Raw genomic sequence first — 21,760 nt, 5'->3', positions numbered from 1 at the left:
AACTATCTTTAAATTTAAAATAAAATTTTCTGCCGTCGCATTCCTACATTAATAACTACTCCTGCTGCCATCATATTCATTAAAAATGAGCTTCCGCCATAGCTCATAAAGGGCAGAGGTATGCCGGTTACTGGCATTATACCCATGTTCATGCCCATATTTACCAAAATTTGAAATAGCCACATTGAAACTATTCCTACAACCATATATGTTCCCAAAAGGTCTCTTGCCTTAAATGCTACCCTTAGAGAATAGTAGATAAGGACAAAATAAAGTAGAAGCAAGGTCACTCCACCTATAAAGCCAAGCTCTTCTCCTAAAACTGCAAAGATAAAATCTGTATGCTTTACAGGAAGAAAGTTAAGCTGATTTTGAGTGCCTTTGTAAAGACCCTTGCCAAATATCTTGCCTGACCCTATTGCGATTTTTGACTGAATAACATGATAACCACGCCCCAACGGATCTAGATAAGGGTTAAAAAAAATAAGGATACGATCTTTCTGATATTCTTTTAAGAAATGCCAAAATATCGGCAGGCCCAATAATCCACAGCAAATAACCTCGCCTAGAAGTTTGTAGCTCAAGCCTGCAGCAAAGGTCATGCCAAAGCTTATAGCTGCAAGAACCAAGGATGTGCCCAAATCTGGCTGTTTCGCTATAAGCAGCATGATAGGCGCAATATGCAAAATCACGGAAACTAAGTCCTTTGGTGTGTTTAATGATTTCTTTTTTTCTAAGTGACTGGCCAGAGTAATAACCACGGCTAGTTTTGCAAACTCAGAAGGCTGCAGCGTAAAAGGACCTATATCAAGCCAGCGCTGCGCGCCTCCCCCTTTTTCTCCTGCTAGAAGAACCAAAAGTAATGAAAAAATGTTTGCTGAATAAATTATTTTATACCAACCCGAAAAGGAATGATAATCTATTGAAATGACGGCCAGCATCAAAATAGCACCGACGCAAAACCAGATTATCTGCATTCTGGTAGTATAGAAATTTCCGCTGGTTGTAGCATTTGTTGCGCTGCTTATCATTGTTACGCTTAATATTGTAAGTAATATTATAGCAATCAAAATAGGATATTCTACATTTTTTAATAATTTCTTATCCATGAATTTACTATCCTCCAAACCCCTCCGCTATTGAGTTAATTAGTAAACTTCTCAGCAAGATTTGCTATGGTTCCCAGTAAATTTCAATCTCATCTTGATCTTGTATTGGGTCTGCAAATCCTGCATCAATACCGTTGATTTTAATAATTAGCCGCCCTGAAATGCCTTCAGGTTTAAAGGATATAAGGTTAAAAATGTCGCTTAAAATTAGTTTTCTTTTTTCAACCGTTATCGACGCTTCATCAGGGATATCATCTTCCGGTTTCATTATAGTGTCACCGTTTTTTATGATCGGATCTATCGTAAAATCTCTTCCATTTATTTTCAATCTCAGTTTATCTTCTTCTGAAATATATTCTCTAATTTTTGCATTTGTACTAATCCCGTCTTTTGCCGGCATGAAATTTATTACGGCGCCATCATAGACAGGCTCGTTTAAATTTACTGATTTCCCGTTTATAGTAACAGATGCCGGTTCTGCCATTTTCCCCTTTATTATTTTTAATTTGCCATTTAGTTTAAAAGTTTTTGCCATGCCAGGCCGCCCAAAAATTTCCGCCGATGATTTTCCTGCATACAATAGCGCATTTAGAACTGTAGGGTTATTTTGTGCAAGGATATTTACAGGTTGGTCATCCACATAAACCTTATAAGAGGCTAAGTGCGCTCCCTTAATTGAGTTTACTGCAATACCTATGGGCGTTATTGAAAAAGGTCCTGTTAAATCCTCTCCTCCTGAAATATTTGTCAGGCTTTCACGACCCTTAATACCGACTCTTTCTTTTGGAATTTCTAAATTTGCTGCAATTGCTTCGCACAATCCGGGCATAAGGCTTCCGCCTCCTACAAGTAGGACTGCAGCAGGAGCTCTACCATTAAGTTCAAAAATTTTGCGTGCAATATTTGATGAAATTTCGTTTATTGTAGGCCTAACAGCCTCAATTATTTTATCACAATCGATCTCTTTTTTGCTACCTAAGATATCTTGAAATTTTACTTTTCCATGCTTTGATAATTCGCGCTTTACTCTTTCCCCTTCTTCGAAACTGAGCAAAAACTCCTCACAAATTCTTTCGGTAATTTCGTCTCCCGCCATCGGAACCATTCCATAGGCAAATATACTTCCATCTCTTGATATAGCAATATCCGAAGTTCCCGCTCCAATATCAACAAGAGCCACATTCAATTTTCTCATTCCCGGCAGTATAACCACGTCGCCTGCCGCAATAGGCTCTAAAGTCAAACTTTCCAACCCTAACTTACATTTGCTCAAAACAGTAAGAATACTTTCAACAACAGCACGAGGAAGAAAAGTAGCTACAATTTTAACTGACATACTTTTTCCCTTTTGTCCTAATAAACTGTCCAGCGGTTCATCTTCCAAATACCATTTTATCGGACTAAATCCAACGCAATAGCAATTATCTAAGCTTCCCAAATTGCCTGCTTTTTCTCCTATAAGCTTAATGGCTTTGGACAAAGCCTCAGTCTCTAAGCTGCGAATATCTCTATCTGTTATCTCTATAAAAGGCGAAATTTTTCTTTCAGCAGCTGCTTCTACTGTGTATAGCGCTCTTCCGGCTGCTGCCACCGCGGCTTTTTCTAATTTTCTGTTTAGAGTTTTTTCCAGCTGGCTCTTTACTATATTTACGCTTCTTGATACAGCTTCCACGTCATGGATTCTGCCGTCATACATCGCACGGCTCTCATGTTCAATAACCTTATTTGCAAGAATACTATATGTTTTACCTTGGCATTCCATAACTAATCCAACTATGGTTCTTGTGCCGATGTCTAAGGCAAAAACTTCCTGTCTTTCCTCGTTCAAAAAAACTTCCTCCTTTAGAACTTGGATGAGTGTTTCACTTTTTTTATGGGAATATTTGCAACCAGAGCCGGAACTTCCACATTATCTTCACTTTCCATGCTTGTAAGTTTAATTTCTATGCCTTCTTTGTCAATTTCCATATAGTTTGAGATCATATCTACGAGTTGCCCTTTTATCATTTCAAGAAATTCTGGGGAGGCATTAGCGCGATCATGGACTAATATCAATTGCAATCGCTCTTTCGCAATATCTTTACTTGAACTACTGGTTTTCTTGAAAAATTTGAAAAAATCCATCAAAAACTCACCCTCTCTTATTTTGTGTGAGCCTTTAAGCCAAAAAATTGCCTTAGTTTTTCTAAAAATCCTGCTTCGGTTTTTTCTTCAGTAATTAGCGGCACATCTTCGCCTTCAAGGCGTCGAACTATATTTCTATAGGCCTGCCCTGCCTTAGATGTCTCATCGGCCACTGCAGGTTCGCCTTTATTAGTGGAAATTACTATCTTTTCATCTTCAGGCACAACTCCAAGTAAATCGATGGCTAGAACATCTATCATGTCGTCCACGTCCATCATATCGCCGCGTTTTATCATATCAGGTCTTAAGCGATTTATTATAAGTTTTGGCTCTTCAAAGCCTGCTGCTTCCAGCAAACCTACTATTCTGTCGGCATCTCTTACGGCAGAAACCTCAGGAGTTGTAACAATTATTGCTCTGTCTGCGCCTGCAATTGCATTTTTAAAACCTTGTTCAATTCCGGCAGGACAATCAATTAATACATAATCAAAATCTTCTTTCAGCTCTTCACATATTTTCTTCATTTGATCAGGGCTTACTGCTGTTTTGTCTTTTGTCTGCGCTGCGGGAAGAAGATAAAGGTTTTCAAAGCGTTTATCTTTTATTAATGCTTGTTTTGTGCGGCATATTCCATTTGCTGCATCAACAAGATCGTATACTATGCGATTTTCCAAACCCATGACTACATCGAGATTTCTCAAGCCTATATCGGCATCCAACATCACAACTCGTTTTTGTTTGTACAGTGCAAAGCCGGTTCCTAAATTTGCGGTTGTTGTGGTTTTCCCTACACCGCCTTTTCCAGATGTAATAACTATTACTTCTCCCATTAATGCCCCTCCCATTTATTTAAAATCACAGCGGTTCTATCACTATAACATTATTCTTCAAGCGTGCTATTTCAGGAAACAAAGGTCCGTCTTCCCGTTCTTCCGGAGGTCTTGCGATAACACCTGCTATTCTCAGTTGAGTCGGTTTTAGTCGAAAAGCCGTTACAACAGCGCTGCTATCTCCATCAGCGCCGGCATGAGCCATACCGCGAAGAGTGCCCATAACTAGAATATCGCCTGCTGCAATAATTTCGCTGCCGGGGTTTGCATCCCCTAAAATAACCACACTCCCGTTATAAGCAATTTTTTGCCCTGAGCGTATGGTCTTTTTTAGCAGAAGAACCCTGCTTTTATTCGGTTTTGGAAATATCATGGTCTTAGGAGAGCTGGCTTCTTGTAAATTCATTCCAAAATCTGTAAACAATTTTTGCAATTTTTCATACTCCTCATTTGATAAATTCCGATTTTTTGCTTGTATTCGCACATTTCCTCCAGAAAAAAAATTGCGGCTGTTTTTGAGTTTTTCGTAAAGCGCTTTTTGTAAATCATCAAATTCCAAACTGTCATCAAGTATTATACTGATGCCTTCTTTTGTTCCCTTAATAACAACAGGATCGTTTTTCACGCAAATCCCTCCAAATAGCAGCGCTTTAATTACTTTATTCTTCAAAAATGTAACAAATCCTTCTTTTGATTGCAAATAAACAGAATCTTGGGATTCCAGTTACGGTTGAACAAGATAGTCTTCCGCTGTATCAGTCTTATCGTTAAGATGAAAGTATTCCTCAAATATTGCTTTTGCCACAGGTCCACCGGTAGTTCCTCCTGAGCCTGCTTGTTCAATAAATACAGCCACGGCGATTTCAGGGTCTTCATAAGGAGCAAACGCTACAAACCAACCATGAGGGTCTTTTCTTACATCCCATTCAGCAGTACCGGTCTTTGCAGCCACTGAAATAGGAAATTTTGCAAAAACGCTTGAAGCTGTTCCTCCAGGCAGTGCAGCTGCGCGCATGCCTTTTTTGATTATTTCAAAAGTCTTCTTCGAAACATCATCAACTTTACCGCCGATCTCTGGGTTCTTCTCTAGAACTGTGTCGCCGTTTGAATCAACTATGGATTTAATTAAATGAGGTTTCATCCAAAAGCCTTCATTTGCAACAGCCGAAATATAGGTTGCAATTTGAATAGGTGTAAAGCTTTGATATCCCTGGCCGATAGCGGCATCTAGCGTCTCGGCAGGGTACCATATTTGATCTTGAGGATTGCTAAAGGTTTTTTTCTTGTATTCACGGCTTGCGACAGTTCCTGCTTTTTCATTTGGAAGTTCTATTCCCGTAAGACTGCCTAGGCCATACATTTTTGCATATTTTTCAAGGTTATCTATTCCCACTCTGCGGCCCATTTCATAAAAGTATACATTACAGGATTGGGCAATAGCTTTTTCCATATTTACGAGACCATGGCCCCCTGCCTTCCAGCACTTCTTCGGCAAAATAGTCCAGTAAACACCTGTATCTCTAATATATTCTTTTTCGGTAGTTACCTTTTCTTCCAAGGCAGCCGTAGCAGTAACCATTTTAAAAACGGAACCCGGTGGGAATGTGCCGCTAATGGCAAGGTTCAGCATTGGGTTAAGTGGATTCTTTGATATTTCTTCCCATTCCTTTTGGCTTATTCCTGTTGCAAACATATTTGGATCAAAATCCGGAACACTGGCCATAGCTAAGACTTCACCTGTTTTTACATTAAGTGCTACTACCGCCCCTCTTTTGGCATTTGGATATGGTTTATATTTGTCTGTCTGGAGCTTTATCAACTGCTCTTTTAGGGCAGTTTCAGCAACCTGCTGCAATTTAATATCAAGAGTTAAATTTACGGAGTCACCGGGTGCAGGAGCCTTTTCACCAAGAACTTTTATCGGTTTTCCGGATGCATTGACTTCTACTTGTTGGCCGCCATCTGTGCCTTTTAAATAGGGTTCAAGCACTTTTTCCAAGCCCATTTTACCTACTACATCCCCAGGGCGGTAAGTACCGTCTTTGTCTGCCTCTAACTCTTCTTGGCTTATCTCTCCTACATAGCCAAAAACATGAGATGCTGTATTTCCATAAACATAGTTCCTTAAAGGCTCTACTTCTATAACTACTCCGGGAAGGCGGCGTTCTTCTATTTCAGCGATAGTCTGAAAATCTACGTCTGTCTTGAGTCTTGCAGGCTTATAGCCTTGACCCCTAACCTTGTTCTTTAATGTGTCATATTTGTATGACACAAGAAGCCGGGTTCCGGCAGGTTTATCGATTACGAGCTTTCCTGTGTTTAAATCTGCTTTATTTATTGGAATTTTTTCTCCATTTTCTCCATCTATCACTGTAATATCCGAGGTATCAATTTTTCCATTGCCGTCAGCGTCTCCCACCGGCAATTTACTTAGAAATATTTCGCCATCTTTACTAACAGTATATTCTTGATTTGATATATCAGTATAAAGAGGAATATCCAGAATTTCTCTTAAAGTCTTAAAAACTTCTTCTTGTTCAGACTCCTCAGCTTTTATGCTCATATATGAAACCGTAAAGCTCGGCCGGTTATTTACTAATTCTCTGCCATACCGGTCTCTGAAAATTCCCCGCGGTGCCGTTATTGGAATAATTCTAATTCTATTTTCTTCCGCAAGTTTCTCATATTCATCGCCTTTTATTATTTGAAGATTAGAGAGGCTTATTAAAAGCACTAAAAAAATTACTAGAGCGGCGCCAAGTATAATATTTAGACGTTTTTGGAGTTTTTTTACGTCCATAAAAATCCCTCAAGATTAGTATTTTAGATTAAAGTAGAAGTCAAAAAAGTCTTCTATTCTATAAGTCAATAAGTAAATTAAAGGAGATATGATCATATTCGCGAAAGGCGGCAAAACAACTGCCGACATTATATATTGGGGAGAACTTGTCAACTGGCCGGTAAAAAGAGCAATAACTACAAAAATAAACTTAAAAATGACAGAGCCTATAAAGACTAACATCATAGTTATAACCGCTCTACCTTTATAGAGGTTTTTAGAACTAAGACCTACAATGTAAGCCGACACTGAAGTTGCTATTGTATTCATGCCTATAAAAGTTCCAAAAAGCGCATCTTGTAAAAATCCACTTATAAAGCCTGCTGTAAAACCCGATCTTTCATTTTTTACCATCGAAAGACAAAAAGCAAAAATTAGCGGCAGATTAAGGCCGCTTGTATAAGCTCCGAATAAGTTTGAAAAGGTTGCCTGAATAACAGTAAGAACAATAATTAGCAAACCATACACTAAAGTTCTCATTGGGCAGCCCCCTTTTCGCTTTTAACAACAAAAACCCATTCAAGTTTTAGCAAATCTGCGGCAGGTTTTATTATGGCGTACTGAGTAAGCTGATGTGATTCCTTTTGAGCTTCGACAATCTCACCTACAACAATACCTTTTGGAATTATCCCCCCAAGGCCGGAAGAAATTACTATATCGCCTTTTGCTATATTAGCATCCTTAGATAAAAAATCCATTTCCAAATAGCCTTTTTGTACTTCGTTTATGCTTCCTCTTACTATTCCATTATCCCGCGTTCTCTGAAGCATAGCGCTTACAGCACTTCGCTCATCAGTGATAAGCATAACTTTAGAGGTGTTTGCAGTAGCGCTTATAATGCAGCCAACCAGTCCGTCATTTGTAATAACCGCCATGTCTTTTTCTATACCTTGGTTTTTTCCTTTGTCGATTAGTATGATATTAAACCAATCGTCAGAGTCTCTCCCTATTACTTCAGCTGTTTCAAGGTCAAATTGAAGGTTTTTCTCTTTCAGGCCCAGCAGTTTTCGCAAGTCTTCATTTTCCCGTTGATATTCTAGAAGATTTTGCTTATAGCGCTGTAATTCTGCTACCTGCTTCTTTAAAGCTTCATTTTCTTCTTTTAGTTGGAAAATTTGCGGTATGAATTCGATTTTTTCCTTTATACTAAATCCGGCTGTCGAAAGCGCTTTTTGGATAGGGCTAAGGAAAGTCAATATAGGATTTTCTATAGCCCTAAAAACATCATTCTTCTGCAGTGTTATGCTAATTATAGTAACTAACATAATTAACGCTAAAATCCATATAAGCCACCTTCGATTACTAGACAAGTGTCGCAAGAACACCACAACCTTTAACCTACTTTTTTAGGTGAAATCAATACGCGTTTCAGTGTATCCAATTCTTCTAAAACTTTACCCGTTCCCATAACTACACAATTCATCGGTTCATCGGCAATATGGACAGGCATACCGGTTTCTTGATTTACTTTTTTGTCTAGGCCTGTAAGCAGAGAACCGCCGCCGGTCATAACTATCCCCCGGTCCATTATATCAGCTGCAAGTTCAGGTGGAGTTTTTTCAAGGGTTGTCTTAATTGCATCGATAATACTATTTACGGTTTCTTCTAATGCACCATTGATTTCTTTTGCAGTTATTGAAATCGTTTTGGGCAGACCAGTTACTAAGTCGCGTCCGCGCACGCTCATATTCTCTATATCTTTATCTAATACGGCAGAACCAATTTCTATTTTAATTTCTTCTGCTGTGCGCTCGCCTATCATAAGATTATACTCTTTTTTGACATAATAGGAAATAGCTTCATCCATTTCATTGCCGCCTATACGTATAGATCTGCTGGTAACAATGCCCCCAAGTGAAACGACTGCAACCTCGGTCGTGCCCCCTCCTATATCGACAATCATATTTCCTGCCGGCTCATATACCTCAAGGCCTGTACCTATTGCAGCCGCCATAGGTTCTTCTATCAAATAAGCCTCACGAGCACCTGCTTGAAGCGTAGCATCGATTACGGCTCTTTTTTCGACTTCGGTAACTCCCGAAGGTATGCCTACCACTACTCTTGGTTTAATGAAGTGCCTGCTTTTAAGTGCTTTTGAAATAAAGTATCTTAACATATTCTCTGTTATGTCAAAATCAGCTATAACCCCATCTCTCATAGGTCTTATAGCAGCTATATTACCGGGCGTGCGGCCAATCATTAGTTTGGCTTCCTCTCCTACGGCTAAAACCGCTCCGCTGTCACGCTGGATTGCAACTACAGAAGGTTCGTTTATAACAATGCCTGCATCTTTTACATATACTAAAGTATTTGCCGAACCTAAATCAATTCCAAGATCATTTGAAAATATGCTAAAAAAACCCATTCATTTTCCCCTTTCCTTCTTACACAAACATAGTCTTTCAAGTTTTTACATTAGATTTCGTTCCCTTAAACTAAAAATAGAATCATTGCCGATTATTATGTGATCTAGGACATTTATGCCTAAAATCATTCCGGCGTCTACCAATCTTTTAGTAATTTCAATATCTTCTTTGCTAGGTGTTGGATCTCCGCTTGGGTGATTGTGCACCAAAAGAATAGAAGCGCTGCTCCTTCTTATTGCAGGTTTAAAAACTTCCCTGGGATGTACAATTGAAGAATTTAAAGTCCCAACTGAGATTTCCTCTACGGATATAACGTGATTTTTTACATCTAGTAATATCGCTCTAAAATGCTCTTTTTCAAGAAATCTCATCTCTTCCATAAGTAAATACTTTACATCTAGAGCAGTCATTATAGTAAATTTTTCTTTGCGTTTATGAGAAGATATTCTTCTGCCCAGTTCAACTGCTGCTTTTATTTGAATGGCTTTGGCTTTTCCTATTCCTCTTATTTTCGAAAGTTCCTCTACGCTAGCATCAACAACATAGTCAAGCCCGCTTTTGCCCATATCGCCTTGTAATATATTATGTGCCACATCCAGTGCGGATTCATGGCGAGTTCCTGTTCTTATCAAAACAGCTAAAAGCTCGGCATTACTTAGCGCTTTAGCCCCATACTTCAATAAACGTTCCCGTGGGCGTTCTTCAGGCGGCAAATTCTTTATCATGACATCATTACCCAAGGGTTTGACCTCCTATTATAACCTATTATAGTAAATTTATTCCAAAAGATTTGAGCATATTATTTAATCTAAACAGCGGCAAGCCCACTATATTGTAATAATCGCCGCAAATTTTTTCCACAAAAAGTGCTCCTTTTCCCTGGATGCCATAAGCTCCTGCTTTATCCATAGGTTCACCGGAATCTATGTAGTTTTGAATTTCTGATTCAGTAAGATTTTTAAATTTGACTTGGCTTTCTTCAAATTGATTTATGCTATGACTGGTAGCTGCATCTACTAAAGCAACCCCAGTAAAAACACTGTGCCAGCAGCCACTTAAGCGACTCAGCATTTTTCTTGCACAACTTCTGTCAGCAGGTTTACCGAAGATTTCATTATCTAAAACTACTATCGTGTCAGCACCTATTATTATCCCGTTTTCATATTTTCCACTGACAGCCAAGGCTTTCCTAAGAGCAAGCTCTGCTACTAAATTTCCAAAATCAGCTGTAGCCGGCATATCTTCATCTATATCGCTTGGATCTGTAATAAATTTTAAGCCTATTTGATTTAATAGCTCCTGCCTCCTGGGAGATGCAGACGCTAGAATTAAACTTTTTAACATCTTTAAACTCCTTTATTGCATCTGTTGATACAAAATAATTGCAACAATAAGACCTATTGCCGCTGCCAAACTAAGCGCTATATCAAAACCAAAAACAATACTTATAACGCCTAAGTTTAGGTTGGTGGTCGAAAGGCCTACATGAATCCCCTTGTTTAGAACAGGAACGGTATCGTTTAATGCTTGGCCTAAAGCTCCACCGGCAAGAAGCCCTACTAGTAAAACAATGATTAGAATCGAGGGATTATAGCGATTTCTTTTCATTTATTACCTGCCCTTTCATCGTTATATCATAATAAAATATTCTAATAAAAAAATGCGGGAAGACTGCGCCGTACAAAATCAGCTGCAAGTCCTGTAAACAGGCCCATAATAAGGCCCAATATCATTAAATACGGCAGATAAATGTAAAGTCCAAAAGTAGAAAGGACAATCGCTGCTACGGTAATTTGTACAAAATTATGAGTGACAGCACCTAGGATACTTATTCCAACCAGGCTGAATATATTTTTAAAATATTTGTATGCTCCTGCCATAATTATAGTGCTTAAAATCCCTCCGCTTAAGCTGTAAAGTAAACTAGAAAATGAGCCGGAAAGAGCCGCACCTAAAATGCATCGCAATACGCAAACAACAAGACCATCTTTATAACCATAAAGCACTATTGCCAAAAGCGATATAATATTTGCAAGGCCTAACTTTGCACCTGGTATCGGAAACGGTAATGGCAGCATATTTTCAAAAATGTGCAGTACTATGCCTATGGTTACAAGCAGTGATAGAAAAACCATCTTGTAACTTTTTTTCATTATCAGGTTCATTCCTCTTATAAAATTTGTGTCACTTGTTCAAAAGCTTACACCATCTATATCATTGTCATGTCCGGTATTGCCATTGACTATTTTAATCACTATCTTATTTGGAAGGCATACAATAATTTGGCCAGGACGGCTAATCCACCCTTGCCTTACACAATCCTGGTCAGGGCAGTCTGAATATATAATACGTACTTTATCTTTGTCCACTTCAACTATACTCTTATGATTTCCTGCAGGAACAGTCAGTTTGAAGTTAGAACCATTTTCACCAAGCAAGATTTTCTGAAATAGCTTCCCGTTTACCTCGATTACAGCATACGTTTTCTCTGCTGCAAAACCAAATATTTGGAAAGCTGCGAGTAGTAAAAATGACAAGAGCAATACAACACAAATAAGTATTTTGTCGCCTTTTGTAATCAAGGTAATCCCTACTCGTTCAAATCCGTATATTTCATATGCTTAGTGTAACATTTTATTCCATCTAAAACAAGGGGAAAATGGATGTATCAAGGTTTGTAAATTTGTTATAATAATTTATACAACAAAATTATAAATAGTCAGGGGACACAATTGAGATGATATTCAAAAAATCAAGAAATTATTCAGTTATATTATCATTGATATTCGTAATGACATTACTTCCAATCGCAAAAGCAGAAGCTGTACCCTTAGTATCTTCCGCAAAAGTTGATATCGTACAAAATACTGATCCTGGACAAAGAATCCTTATTATAGTACCTCATCCCGATGATGAATCTCTTGGAACGGCCGGCATTATTCAAAAAGCTGTTAACTTAAAAAGACCTATTAAGGTCGTAATTGTAACTGATGGAGAAAGCTCAAAAATGTCTGCAATTGCATTTACTGATAACGAAAACCCTATGCCCCATGACTTTTATGAATTGGGGTTGGAGCGTCAAAAAGAAAGTATGTCGGCAATGGCAAAACTTGGTCTTCCTAAAGAAGACTTAATATTTCTTGGATTTGCCGATGGGAGCATAAGATTTTTATGGAGCGATTATTGGGACAATGGAAAGCCACGAGTCAGTGGTGGAACGCAAGTTGCATATTCTCCATATAGTAATGTATACAAGCCTAAAATTGCATATACAGGGCAAAATTTAGAAAACTGCCTAGCAGAGATAATGGCTTCATTTAAGCCTACAGATATATACTATCCGATGGCAGACGATATGCATCCTGATCATTGGGGAGTAAGCAATTTTACGCGATATACCATTAATGCACTGAATCTAAAGGTAAAGGAACACATGTTTCTCGTCCACTATCCTCACTGGCCTTCTCCGTGGTTTATGGTTTCAAACAAGCATGAGTCATTATTGCCTCCTTCAGACCTTAAAAGCAGTAATACATCATGGCAAAGCTTACCACTGGATAAAAATGAAGAATTTAACAAAGAAATGGCAATTAGGCAATACAAATCACAAATGAAAGTTACGGCACCATTTCTGCTGACATTTGTTAGAAAAAATGAGCTTTTTGCAGTAAAGGCTCCCATAATCGTGCCTAAGGAAACTTCCAAACCCAATTTGTCACCAATGAACATATCTCATCCTCTCATTGTTATGAATGGAGGAGGCCTGTTAAACCAAAGGATTCACAAAAGTGCAGACATAGTAAAATTTACAGCCTTTATATACAATAACGATCTGTATCTTGGTTTAGAATCCTTAGGACCTATTTCAAATAAGGTACTTTACAATTTTGAGTTAAGGCTATTTTACGAGAAAGGTATAAAAAGGATTGATTTATCCTTAGTTAATGGCAAGCTCAGGCAAGTAAGAAAGGCTTCGAATTCAATCGTGGAATCTGTGATTACAGATCATCCTATAATAAATAAAAACACTCTCTGGGTAAAGGTAAAAATACCTCAAGAAGAGAGCTTAAGATATATATTTATGGGAGCAAATGTAATATATAAAAATAACTTAACAGATAAAGTGTCTTGGAATATTTATAAGCTTGAAAAGTAAAATCAGCTGCGCAAGCTAAATATGAAAAATTGTTTAACTCTTTAGGATAAATTTTAGATGGGAACCTTTCGGTTCCCATCTCTTCCTTTATTCTTATTATATTTGCTCTCCTAATTTTCCTTCTTCAGGTTTTTCTTGCTGAATTTCCTCAGGTCTTACAATTTTCTCTACTATTAAGTCAACTTTTTCTACTTTATATCCTGTTAAGGCCTCTACTTCGCTGATAATCTTCTGTCTTGTCTTTTCTGCCACTTCAGGAATTTTAACGCCGTACATAACAGAAAATCTTACTTCAAAAGAAACACTGCCGGGTCCTTCTTCCAGTTCGCTAGGATCTGTTTTCTTTACTGATATTTGTGGCGTGAACCTGTCGAACATCTGAGTGAAACCTGCTAACCCGCCTTTTTTACCTTGTTTGTAAACTTCCTCGACTTCACGCATAGCTTCTTTTGCTATTTCCACAAAAACTGATTCATTGATAAATGTTTTCCCACTCACACTACCAAGCCTCCTCGTTATTATTTATTGCTTAACTATATTATATAATATATTCGACTCTATGTGTAAATAACCTTCTTGATTTCGCGATTTTTCTTATTTACTTTTGAATTAAGAAAGGATTTTCCATTTTTATGTAGAATTAATATTTTGAACCAAATAACAAGTTAAGGAGAATCTCTGATGAATTATATTGATCTTAGAAGTGATACAGTAACTTTACCAACTCAGGAAATGCGCGACGCTATGTACAATGCTGAGGTAGGAGATGATGTTTACGGCGAGGATCCTACTGTAAACCATTTAGAAGAGACGGCAGCTGAAATGTTCGGCAAAGAAGCCGCTATGTTTGTAACCAGCGGGACCCAAGGCAATCAGATATGCGTAATGACGCATACTAATCCCGGAGATGAGATAATTTTAGAAGAAAAGTCTCATATAATAACGTATGAAGTAGGGGGTATAGGCCGGCTTTCAGGAGTTCAGGCAAAACTTATTAGAGGCACAAAAGGCGCCATGGATCCTTCAGACATTAAAGCCGCTATACGTAACGATGACATACATCAACCCAAGACCAGCCTTATTTGTGTAGAAAATACCCATAACCGGGCAGGCGGAACTGTTATACCTATGGATATTCTCCAAAATACATATGAACTTGCCAAAAATTACGATATTCCGGTACACATGGATGGAGCAAGAATTTTTAATGCAGCTACATATTTGAATATACCGGTAAATCAAATTGCAAGATATGCAGATTCTGTAATGTTTTGCCTTTCAAAAGGTTTGTGTGCGCCGGTAGGTTCTGTAGTAGTAGGGACAAAAAGTTTTATAGCAAAAGCCCGGAAATTTAGGAAAATGCTCGGCGGAGGAATGCGGCAGTCGGGATTTTTAGCAGCTGCAGGTATCATAGCATTAGAAAAGATGCCTTCTAGGCTAAACGAGGATCATGAAAATGCAAGACTTCTTGCGGAGGGACTTTGTAATATTCCCGGAATTAAAATAGACATGGAAACGGTTCAAACAAATATCATAGTTTGTGATATAGCAAATCTGAACATGTCTGCTGATGAATTTTCTTCGAAACTTTATGAAAAAGGAATTAAAATAAACGGAGGAGGAGGAACTACTGTAAGGTTTGTAACTCATTATGGAATTGCCAGAAGCGATATCGAAACAGCTTTAGAATCTATTAAATCGATTTTTGATAAGAAACACATATCTTGAAATTTAGGAGGGAACTACTTTTGCAACTTTCAGACGGACTAAAGGGGACTTACATGATTTATGCTTTAGCAGTAGTTATCATAATTTTCTTGGTTGTATATCTCGTTGGTAAAAAAAGAGAAAATGATAAGATTGAAGCAATTATTAAACGGCTTCAGCAATTTAACGAAGGGCTCTTATGGCAAAATTTCGACGACATCGCAAAAGGCGGCGCTCTTGGTAAGCTCTGCAAAGAAATTGCCGGCGTCACTCAAAACACGAGGCATCTTACAGGTGAACTTTCTATAGCTTCAGAACAGTTGCAGGAATTATGCAAGAAATTTTCTTCAGAAACTGAAACTTCGGCCAAGGCTTCTCAAGAAGTCGCAGAGACTATTAGCCATATAGCTCAAAGAGCCGAAGAGCAAGTAAAGGCATGCACCAATGCCGTAAATGAAGTTGCAAATCTAAGCGAGTTTTCTAATCGCATAGCTAAGGAAACCGACAATGTAGTCTTGGGGAATAAGGAAGTTCAAAAATCTTTAAACGAAACATCTAAGCTAATTGAAAACCTTGTGAATTCAGTTAAACTCACATCGGAAGAAAATAATGCCACCGCCCAAAAAGTCCAATTTTTAAAGCAAGAGGCAGACAAAATAGGCGGTATTATAGGTTCCGTTGAAAGTATTGCAAAACAAACAAACCTACTTTCCTTAAATGCAGCAATCGAAGCTGCAAGAGCAGGCAATGCAGGCAAACAGTTTGCAGTAGTAGCTGATGAAATCCGAAAACTCTCCATAAACGCTCAATCCGCCGCCGGCGAAATCAGAGAAAATATTGAAAATATTAGTAATAATATCCTTGAATTGTCAGAGGAAATTGTATCGAGTTTTGATAAAATAAAAAAAGAGGCCGAACAGGCAAATACTACAAAAAATTCTTTACAAGCCACTTCGACAATAATCGAAAATACGCTAAAATCAATGGACCATATAAGCAAACTCACAAAAGATCAGGCTACCGCTACAGAAAATATCAAAAATTTAATTGTGGATTTTTCCTCACTTACAGAAAACATTTCTGCCGCTTTCCAGGAAACTGCAGCAGTTTCTGAGGAGCAAGCTGCTGTAATGAACAATATAAATAATTCTACGGAGAGTCTTTTGAAAGTTTCATCCGAAATATCAGGCTATGTTGGCAAAGTGTTAAAGAATAAGGAATATGATGTATCGCAAGAAGTAAAATTAAAACTGCTTAATGCACTTAAAAAACACGCAAAATCAAATGAGATGCTTTCAATGAAAAAAGAAGAACATATGAGGATCTTTAATGAATTGAAGAAGGAATTTCCGGGCATTACCGGTATAATAACCGTAGATGAACACGGAAAAAGTATAGCAAACTCTAATCCTTCCGAAGTAACTGATTTTTCTTTTAGAGACTGGTTTAAATCTACGAAAAATGGACAGGATTTTACCTCAAAAATGTATATTTCAGCCCTTACAGGAAAACCAACAATTAATGTTGCAACACCAATTTTAAAAGATGGCCAATTTATTGGAGCAATTACTGCAGGGATATGCCTTAATCAATGAAAATGGTCATAGACCGCCTGAGCAGCTTTTTTGTTCATTCCTGGTGCGCCGGCAAGTTCTTCAACAGAAGCCTGTCTGATGCCCTCAAGACTGCCAAAAGTCTTAAGGAGTGCTAATCGACGGGCTTTTCCTATACCCGGAATATCATCCAAAGCAGATTTTAAATTTCTTTTGCTGCGCAAACTTCTATGAAAAGTTATTGCAAAGCGATGAGCTTCATCTCGCACTCGCTGAACTAAATAAAGAGCTTCCGAGTCTTCCGGCAATACTATGGGTTCTTCTTTTCCTTCTACAAAAATATGTTCAAACTCTTTTGCAAGTCCTATTGTAAATATGGACTCTAATCCTAGCTCCCTCAGAGCTTCTCGCGCATACCTTAATTGTCCTTTTCCTCCGTCAATCAGCAATAGGTCTGGTAGATTGTTAAATTTTTCATCGCCTAAAATCGCTCTTTTAAAACGCCTAAAAATAACTTCTCTCATGCTTTCAAAATCATTTGGCCCTTCGACTGTCTTGATTTTAAATTTCCTGTAATCTTCTTTTTTAGGCTGTCCTTCTTCAAAAACCACCATTGATGCTACTGATTCTGTCCCTTGTGTATTTGAGATATCAAATGCTTCGATTCTATGAGGTATATCTTTTAAACCAAGATATTTTTGCAGTTCTTCAAGTGCTTGCATGTTTTTAAGTTTCTCTCGTTCATCTTTATTTTCAATTTGTTCTAAGTATATTCGTGCATTTTCCGCTACCATTTCAGCTAGTTTTTTCTTTTCTCCTCTTTTAGGAATTGATATATACACTTTAGAACCCTTTTTCCCATAAAGCCATTCTTGTATTGTAGTCTTATCTTCAATTTCTTCTTCGATTATAATTTCCTTAGGGATAAAATTTGTATTATTATAGAACTGCTTTACAAAAGCGGTAAGAACTTCCTTGCGCTCTGCCCCTTTGGTATTGCTAAGGATAAATGGCTCTCGTTCCACGAGTTTTCCTTCTCTTACAAAAAATACCTGAATACATACTGTATCTATGCCTCTTGCCATTGCAATAATATCCTGGTCAGTCATGTCAGTAGATACGATCTTTTGTTCTTCAAGAACTTTCTGTAATGCTGATATTTGGTCTCTAAGTATTGCGGCTTTTTCAAAATCTAATTTTGCGGCTTCTTCTTCCATTTTTTCTCTTAATTGTTTAATAAGAGTTTCTTGCTTGCCTTCTAAAAACATAATGATATTTTTTATCATTTCATCATATTCTTCTTGTTCCACCGAACCCTGGCACGGCGCAAGGCAGCGTTTTATATAATAATTAAGGCAGGGTCTTTCTTTTAGCGGTACCTGACTTAAATCTTTTTTGCAGCTGCGAATAGGGAATACTTTATTTATTACATCTATAGCTTCCCTCATTGCTCCAACATCGGCATAAGGTCCAAAATAGCGAGCACCATCTTTTTTTACCCTTCTTACAACTTCCAGGCGCGGAAAAGGTTGACTAGTTGCGATTTTGATATAAGGATACTGCTTATCATCTCTTAACAAAATATTATATTTCGGTCTGTTAAACTTGATTAAATTACATTCTAAGATAAGTGCTTCAACTTCTGAATCCGTTACTATATATTCAATATTTTCGATTTTCGGAACCATTGAGGCAACTTTCACAGGTAGGTTTTTTGGTGACTGAAAGTAAGACCTTACTCTGTTTTTTAAAGACACAGCCTTGCCTATATAAATAATTCTTCCTCGTTTATCTTTCATAATGTAAACACCGGGTTTTTCTGGAAACTCTGCAATTTTCTCCGGATTAAACATAAATTATTCCTCCTGCTGCAACTCTTTTATTTTTCCCGATGAATATGGTTTACATGTTCAAATCCTTCTTTTATAATATGAACCACATGTTCGTCATCTAATGTATAAAATACTTGTTTACCTTCTTTGCGGAATTTTACCAGGTGAGCTGTTCTAAGCACTCTCAAATGATGCGATACATTTGAAACTGTGGAGTTTAAAAGAGTTGCTATATCGCACACACATAATTCATCCTTTGAAAGCAAGTATACAATCTTTACCCTGGTTTCATCCGCTAGGACTTTAAATAAATCTGCCAAATCCACCATATCAGGAATAGTACCTGCAAGTTTCCTGACTTTATCTTCTTCAATACTAAACACTTCACAAACATCAATTTCTTTGCTTACATTATTATCATTATTCTCCATTTGGCTTCCCTCTAAAGTTTATTCACATGAATTATATCAAACTTGGCAAGATGTTTCCACTTCCGTTATACCGCATTATCACAAAAACATCACATTTTGCACAAATTTCTGCTGTAATTTTTCTGGTAAAATAAACTTGATCGTTAAATCCCCTTTTATACATCTTAATTATTAACCCCCTTTTTTGGCAGGTATCCCCTGCCTTAATTTTTTTTAAATCTTACTGGTGCAGCAATTATTTTTTTGATATACTTTCAATATGCATAAATGTTGCTTAAAGCTTAATGTTTGTAATTTTCGAGGAGGCAAAAAAATGATCATCGGTGTCGTTAAAGAATTAAAAGAACAAGAAAATCGAGTGGCTATTACACCAGCAGGCACAGACGCCCTTATATCCAGTGGCCATCAAGTGCTAATTGAGAAAGGGGCAGGTCTGGGGTCTGGTTTTTCTGACGAAAGTTATGAGGCTGCAGGGGCAACAGTAATTGACAGTGCCTCAACTGTGTGGGAGAAAAGTGAGCTAGTGATAAAGGTTAAAGAGCCCCACGAGTCGGAGTATAAATACTTAAGACCCGGATTGGTGTTCTTCGGTTATTTGCATCTTGCAGCCGACGAAGCGCTAACTAAAGTTATTGTCGATTCAGGAGTTACTGCAATAGCCTATGAAACGGTTCAGCGCAGTGATAGAAGTCTTCCTTTGTTAACACCCATGAGCGAAATTGCAGGCCGCATGGCCATTCAGGAAGGTGCGATATATCTTGAAAAAACTCGAGGAGGCAAGGGAATTCTTTTAGAAGGTGTCCCGGGAGTTACTCCCGGTTCAGTAGTTGTGGTTGGAGCAGGAACTGTGGGCACAGGTGCTATTAGAAGAGCAATGGGTCTTGGCGCTCATGTTACAGTAATAGATGTAAATGTGGACAGGCTAAGATACCTTGATGATCTTTTCATGGGTAGACTTGAAACACTATATTCAAATCGTTTAAATATAACTGAGGCGCTAAAGACCGCAGATCTTGTAGTAGGATCGGTTCTGATTCCCGGCGCTAAAGCACCCAAGCTTATAACTGAAGACATGGTCAAAAACATGCAGCCCGGCAGTGTCATTGTAGATGTTGCCATAGATCAGGGAGGTTGTGTTGAAACCATAGATCATCCAACAACCCATGCTGACCCGGTATTTGTAAAACACGGTGTAATTCACTATGCGGTTTCAAATATTCCCGGCGCAGTACCGCGCACATCAACTCTTGCCTTGACCAATGCTACCTTGCCTTATCTTTTAAAGATAGCCGACAAAGGGTGGAAACAGGCTGTTTTAGAAGATCCTGCTCTTGCAAAAGGTGTAAATGTCTTAAATGGAAAAATCACATATGAGGCAGTTGCAAACGCCCATAATCTCCCCTATTATCCACTGGAAACAGTGATAAAAGAAATTTGATCTAAAACTCTGTGCTAAAAAATTTTTTAGCACAGAGTTTTTAGTTAATTCATCAAACCTGCAATAGCTGCTCCTATAAGCGTTGAATTATCAGCTCGCACAAATTCAAAATACATATCCTTTTTGTCATTTAGATAATCTTTCATGTAGTAAACGAGTTTATCTTTAAATAATTTTGATTTATAGAAGGTAGAACCTTCGCAAGTTATGCAAACAGGTTTGCACGGATTTGTTCCATCGCCGGTTTTAGATAAAATTGCTGAAAGATTTATAGCAGTGAGTTTTGCGGCTCTTTCAATAATTGTATCGATTAAATGATATAAAACTATGGCATCGTTGCTATCTTCAAGGCAGCAAGTGGAAAGTAAGCTTTTTGAATAGGGGTAGTACAAGAAATCATTAATATCCACCGCTGTAATTTCGCCAATTTTGTCAAATCTGTCGGAAAATTCTTTTGTAACAAGCTTATCTTCTGCAGCTTTTTTCACTACAGCAGAAATCAAGCCTCCTTGATATCTTCCGGAAATCATTTTTTCGAAAGTATAAGAGCCGGGATTTGCTGTCTGAAGATCGAACTCTTTGTCAATTACGCCTTGTGGGGCCTTTGCGTACCCGCCGGACTCAATATTTATTATCATAGAACCTAATTTATTTTGAATATCCGGAAGCTTTTTTATGTTTTTATTCTGTTCCACATAGCACGTATTTGTTCCGGTGCCCAAGATGAAACCTACATAACTCGAAAACAATCGGTCCGGGTATGTAGCTTTGCCTCCAAGGAGTGTAGCAACTGTATCGTTTAAAACAACTATTTCTTTATCATCGGAAAACCCCGCATCTTTTAAGGCTTTTAACAAGCCTTCGCCCACTGCCTCTCCTATGAGCTCGCTGAGTTTTATTTCTTTGCTGAATTGTAGAACCTTCCCGTCTTTGTTAGGAAGAGCCTCAGTAGGATATGAAAAGCAAAATCCTATTTTTTTACTGTAATCAAGCAATGGCTTCATGAAATTTACAATTGTCTCAAAGAATTCTTTTTTAGATGTTTCTCGTTCAACGCCGGGCATAGGATAGGACTTATAATTTTCGATAATCGGTCCTTTTTCTTCATCAAAATAGCATCCCGCAACTCTAAAATTAGTCCCACCGGCATCTAAGACTATAACGGGTTCATTAAAAGGCACCTTTTCCCCAAGACTTATGTACGTGGGTATCATCTGGAGGGAGCTAGCCTCTCCTTTAAGACCTTTTTCCATTTCTTCTACAAACAGTTTACAATTCTCTTCTATGTCTATTTCTTCATAGCTCATAGAATATTGCTTCAAAAACTCTTTAACTTCTTGCTTTGTTTTTTGCAATCACATCACCTCTTAATAAA

The 21,760-nt window shown here is 37.9% G+C and carries 22 protein-coding genes; 4 read left to right on the top strand and 18 right to left on the bottom strand.

Annotated elements, in window-relative coordinates; genetic code table 11:
* Positions 1 to 14: 14 nt before the first annotated feature.
* The 14 genes from rodA to TSYNT_RS10045 all read right to left on the bottom strand — a co-directional run bounded on the left by rodA (position 15) and on the right by TSYNT_RS10045 (position 11,850).
* Positions 15 to 1,109: a rod shape-determining protein RodA gene (gene rodA, locus TSYNT_RS10110; protein WP_059033691.1), complete on the bottom strand. Its 1,095-nt coding sequence runs from the start codon at positions 1,107 to 1,109 to the stop codon at positions 15 to 17.
* A 64-nt stretch (positions 1,110 to 1,173) separates the two neighbouring features.
* Complete coding sequence (locus tag TSYNT_RS10105) at positions 1,174 to 2,937, bottom strand: cell division FtsA domain-containing protein (RefSeq protein WP_059033689.1); 1,764 nt, start codon at positions 2,935 to 2,937, stop codon at positions 1,174 to 1,176.
* A gap of 14 nt (positions 2,938 to 2,951) precedes the next feature.
* Complete coding sequence (gene minE / locus TSYNT_RS10100) at positions 2,952 to 3,233, bottom strand: cell division topological specificity factor MinE (protein ID WP_059034315.1); 282 nt, start codon at positions 3,231 to 3,233, stop codon at positions 2,952 to 2,954.
* A gap of 17 nt (positions 3,234 to 3,250) precedes the next feature.
* A complete protein-coding gene (gene minD / locus TSYNT_RS10095; RefSeq protein WP_059033687.1) occupies positions 3,251 to 4,063 on the bottom strand; it encodes a septum site-determining protein MinD in 813 nt (270 codons plus the stop codon).
* 25 nt (positions 4,064 to 4,088) lie between these two features.
* Positions 4,089 to 4,733 (bottom strand): septum site-determining protein MinC, encoded by a 645-nt coding sequence (minC, locus tag TSYNT_RS10090; protein WP_238142702.1) that lies wholly within the window; start codon positions 4,731 to 4,733, stop codon positions 4,089 to 4,091.
* 54 nt (positions 4,734 to 4,787) lie between these two features.
* The gene (mrdA, locus tag TSYNT_RS10085; protein ID WP_059033684.1) at positions 4,788 to 6,863 is read right to left on the bottom strand and encodes a penicillin-binding protein 2; all 2,076 of its coding nucleotides are present in this window, start codon (positions 6,861 to 6,863) and stop codon (positions 4,788 to 4,790) included.
* Positions 6,864 to 6,878: 15 nt separating this feature from the next.
* Entirely contained in the window at positions 6,879 to 7,382 is a 504-nt protein-coding gene (gene mreD, locus TSYNT_RS10080) for a rod shape-determining protein MreD (protein ID WP_059033682.1), read from the bottom strand.
* The gene (gene mreC / locus TSYNT_RS10075) at positions 7,379 to 8,212 is read right to left on the bottom strand and encodes a rod shape-determining protein MreC (protein WP_238142701.1); all 834 of its coding nucleotides are present in this window, start codon (positions 8,210 to 8,212) and stop codon (positions 7,379 to 7,381) included. The genes mreD and mreC overlap by 4 nt, the downstream gene beginning before the upstream one ends.
* A 23-nt stretch (positions 8,213 to 8,235) precedes the next feature.
* On the bottom strand, positions 8,236 to 9,267 hold the full coding sequence (locus TSYNT_RS10070; RefSeq protein ID WP_059033677.1) for a rod shape-determining protein: 1,032 nt from the start codon (positions 9,265 to 9,267) through the stop codon (positions 8,236 to 8,238).
* 45 nt (positions 9,268 to 9,312) lie between these two features.
* Positions 9,313 to 9,993, bottom strand: a complete 681-nt coding sequence (radC, locus tag TSYNT_RS10065; RefSeq protein WP_059034313.1) for a RadC family protein — start codon at positions 9,991 to 9,993, stop codon at positions 9,313 to 9,315.
* 40 nt (positions 9,994 to 10,033) lie between these two features.
* A complete protein-coding gene (locus TSYNT_RS10060; protein WP_059033676.1) occupies positions 10,034 to 10,612 on the bottom strand; it encodes a Maf family protein in 579 nt (192 codons plus the stop codon).
* Positions 10,613 to 10,624: 12 nt separating this feature from the next.
* On the bottom strand, positions 10,625 to 10,876 hold the full coding sequence (locus TSYNT_RS10055) for a DUF4321 domain-containing protein (RefSeq protein WP_059033674.1): 252 nt from the start codon (positions 10,874 to 10,876) through the stop codon (positions 10,625 to 10,627).
* Positions 10,877 to 10,917: 41 nt separating this feature from the next.
* Complete coding sequence (locus tag TSYNT_RS10050; RefSeq protein WP_059033672.1) at positions 10,918 to 11,421, bottom strand: Gx transporter family protein; 504 nt, start codon at positions 11,419 to 11,421, stop codon at positions 10,918 to 10,920.
* A gap of 39 nt (positions 11,422 to 11,460) precedes the next feature.
* Positions 11,461 to 11,850: a NusG domain II-containing protein gene (locus tag TSYNT_RS10045; RefSeq protein ID WP_059033670.1), complete on the bottom strand. Its 390-nt coding sequence runs from the start codon at positions 11,848 to 11,850 to the stop codon at positions 11,461 to 11,463.
* Positions 11,851 to 12,005: 155 nt separating this feature from the next.
* On the opposite strand from TSYNT_RS10045, the gene TSYNT_RS10040 reads away from it, so the two are divergent.
* Entirely contained in the window at positions 12,006 to 13,424 is a 1,419-nt protein-coding gene (locus TSYNT_RS10040) for a PIG-L deacetylase family protein (protein ID WP_059033667.1), read from the top strand.
* 96 nt (positions 13,425 to 13,520) lie between these two features.
* Here the strand turns inward: TSYNT_RS10040 and TSYNT_RS10035 are convergent, their stop codons facing one another.
* Positions 13,521 to 13,922 (bottom strand): Asp23/Gls24 family envelope stress response protein, encoded by a 402-nt coding sequence (locus TSYNT_RS10035; protein ID WP_059033665.1) that lies wholly within the window; start codon positions 13,920 to 13,922, stop codon positions 13,521 to 13,523.
* A 183-nt stretch (positions 13,923 to 14,105) separates the two neighbouring features.
* On the opposite strand from TSYNT_RS10035, the gene ltaE reads away from it, so the two are divergent.
* Positions 14,106 to 15,152: a low-specificity L-threonine aldolase gene (ltaE, locus tag TSYNT_RS10030; protein ID WP_059033662.1), complete on the top strand. Its 1,047-nt coding sequence runs from the start codon at positions 14,106 to 14,108 to the stop codon at positions 15,150 to 15,152.
* A gap of 20 nt (positions 15,153 to 15,172) precedes the next feature.
* Positions 15,173 to 16,726, top strand: a complete 1,554-nt coding sequence (locus tag TSYNT_RS10025) for a methyl-accepting chemotaxis protein (protein WP_238142699.1) — start codon at positions 15,173 to 15,175, stop codon at positions 16,724 to 16,726.
* On the opposite strand, the gene uvrC is transcribed toward TSYNT_RS10025, so the two are convergent.
* Together uvrC and TSYNT_RS10015 are read right to left on the bottom strand one after the other, a co-directional pair.
* Entirely contained in the window at positions 16,720 to 18,537 is a 1,818-nt protein-coding gene (uvrC, locus tag TSYNT_RS10020) for an excinuclease ABC subunit UvrC (RefSeq protein ID WP_059033660.1), read from the bottom strand. The two genes, TSYNT_RS10025 and uvrC, sit on opposite strands and share 7 nt — an antisense overlap.
* 26 nt (positions 18,538 to 18,563) lie before the next feature.
* The gene (locus tag TSYNT_RS10015) at positions 18,564 to 18,947 is read right to left on the bottom strand and encodes an ArsR/SmtB family transcription factor (protein WP_059033658.1); all 384 of its coding nucleotides are present in this window, start codon (positions 18,945 to 18,947) and stop codon (positions 18,564 to 18,566) included.
* Positions 18,948 to 19,260: 313 nt separating this feature from the next.
* Between TSYNT_RS10015 and ald the strand changes: the two genes are divergently transcribed.
* The gene (gene ald / locus TSYNT_RS10010) at positions 19,261 to 20,385 is read left to right on the top strand and encodes an alanine dehydrogenase (protein ID WP_059033656.1); all 1,125 of its coding nucleotides are present in this window, start codon (positions 19,261 to 19,263) and stop codon (positions 20,383 to 20,385) included.
* Between the two features lie 44 nt (positions 20,386 to 20,429).
* Here the strand turns inward: ald and TSYNT_RS10005 are convergent, their stop codons facing one another.
* A complete protein-coding gene (locus TSYNT_RS10005) occupies positions 20,430 to 21,740 on the bottom strand; it encodes a hexokinase family protein (protein WP_059033654.1) in 1,311 nt (436 codons plus the stop codon).
* Positions 21,741 to 21,760: the final 20 nt, after the last annotated feature.

The sequence above is a fragment of the Tepidanaerobacter syntrophicus genome, from assembly GCF_001485475.2.
Taxonomy (GTDB): Bacteria; Bacillota; Thermosediminibacteria; order Thermosediminibacterales; family Tepidanaerobacteraceae; genus Tepidanaerobacter; species Tepidanaerobacter syntrophicus.
Note: the sequence above shows the minus strand (reverse complement) of the source record. Positions and strands in the feature narration are given on the sequence as shown.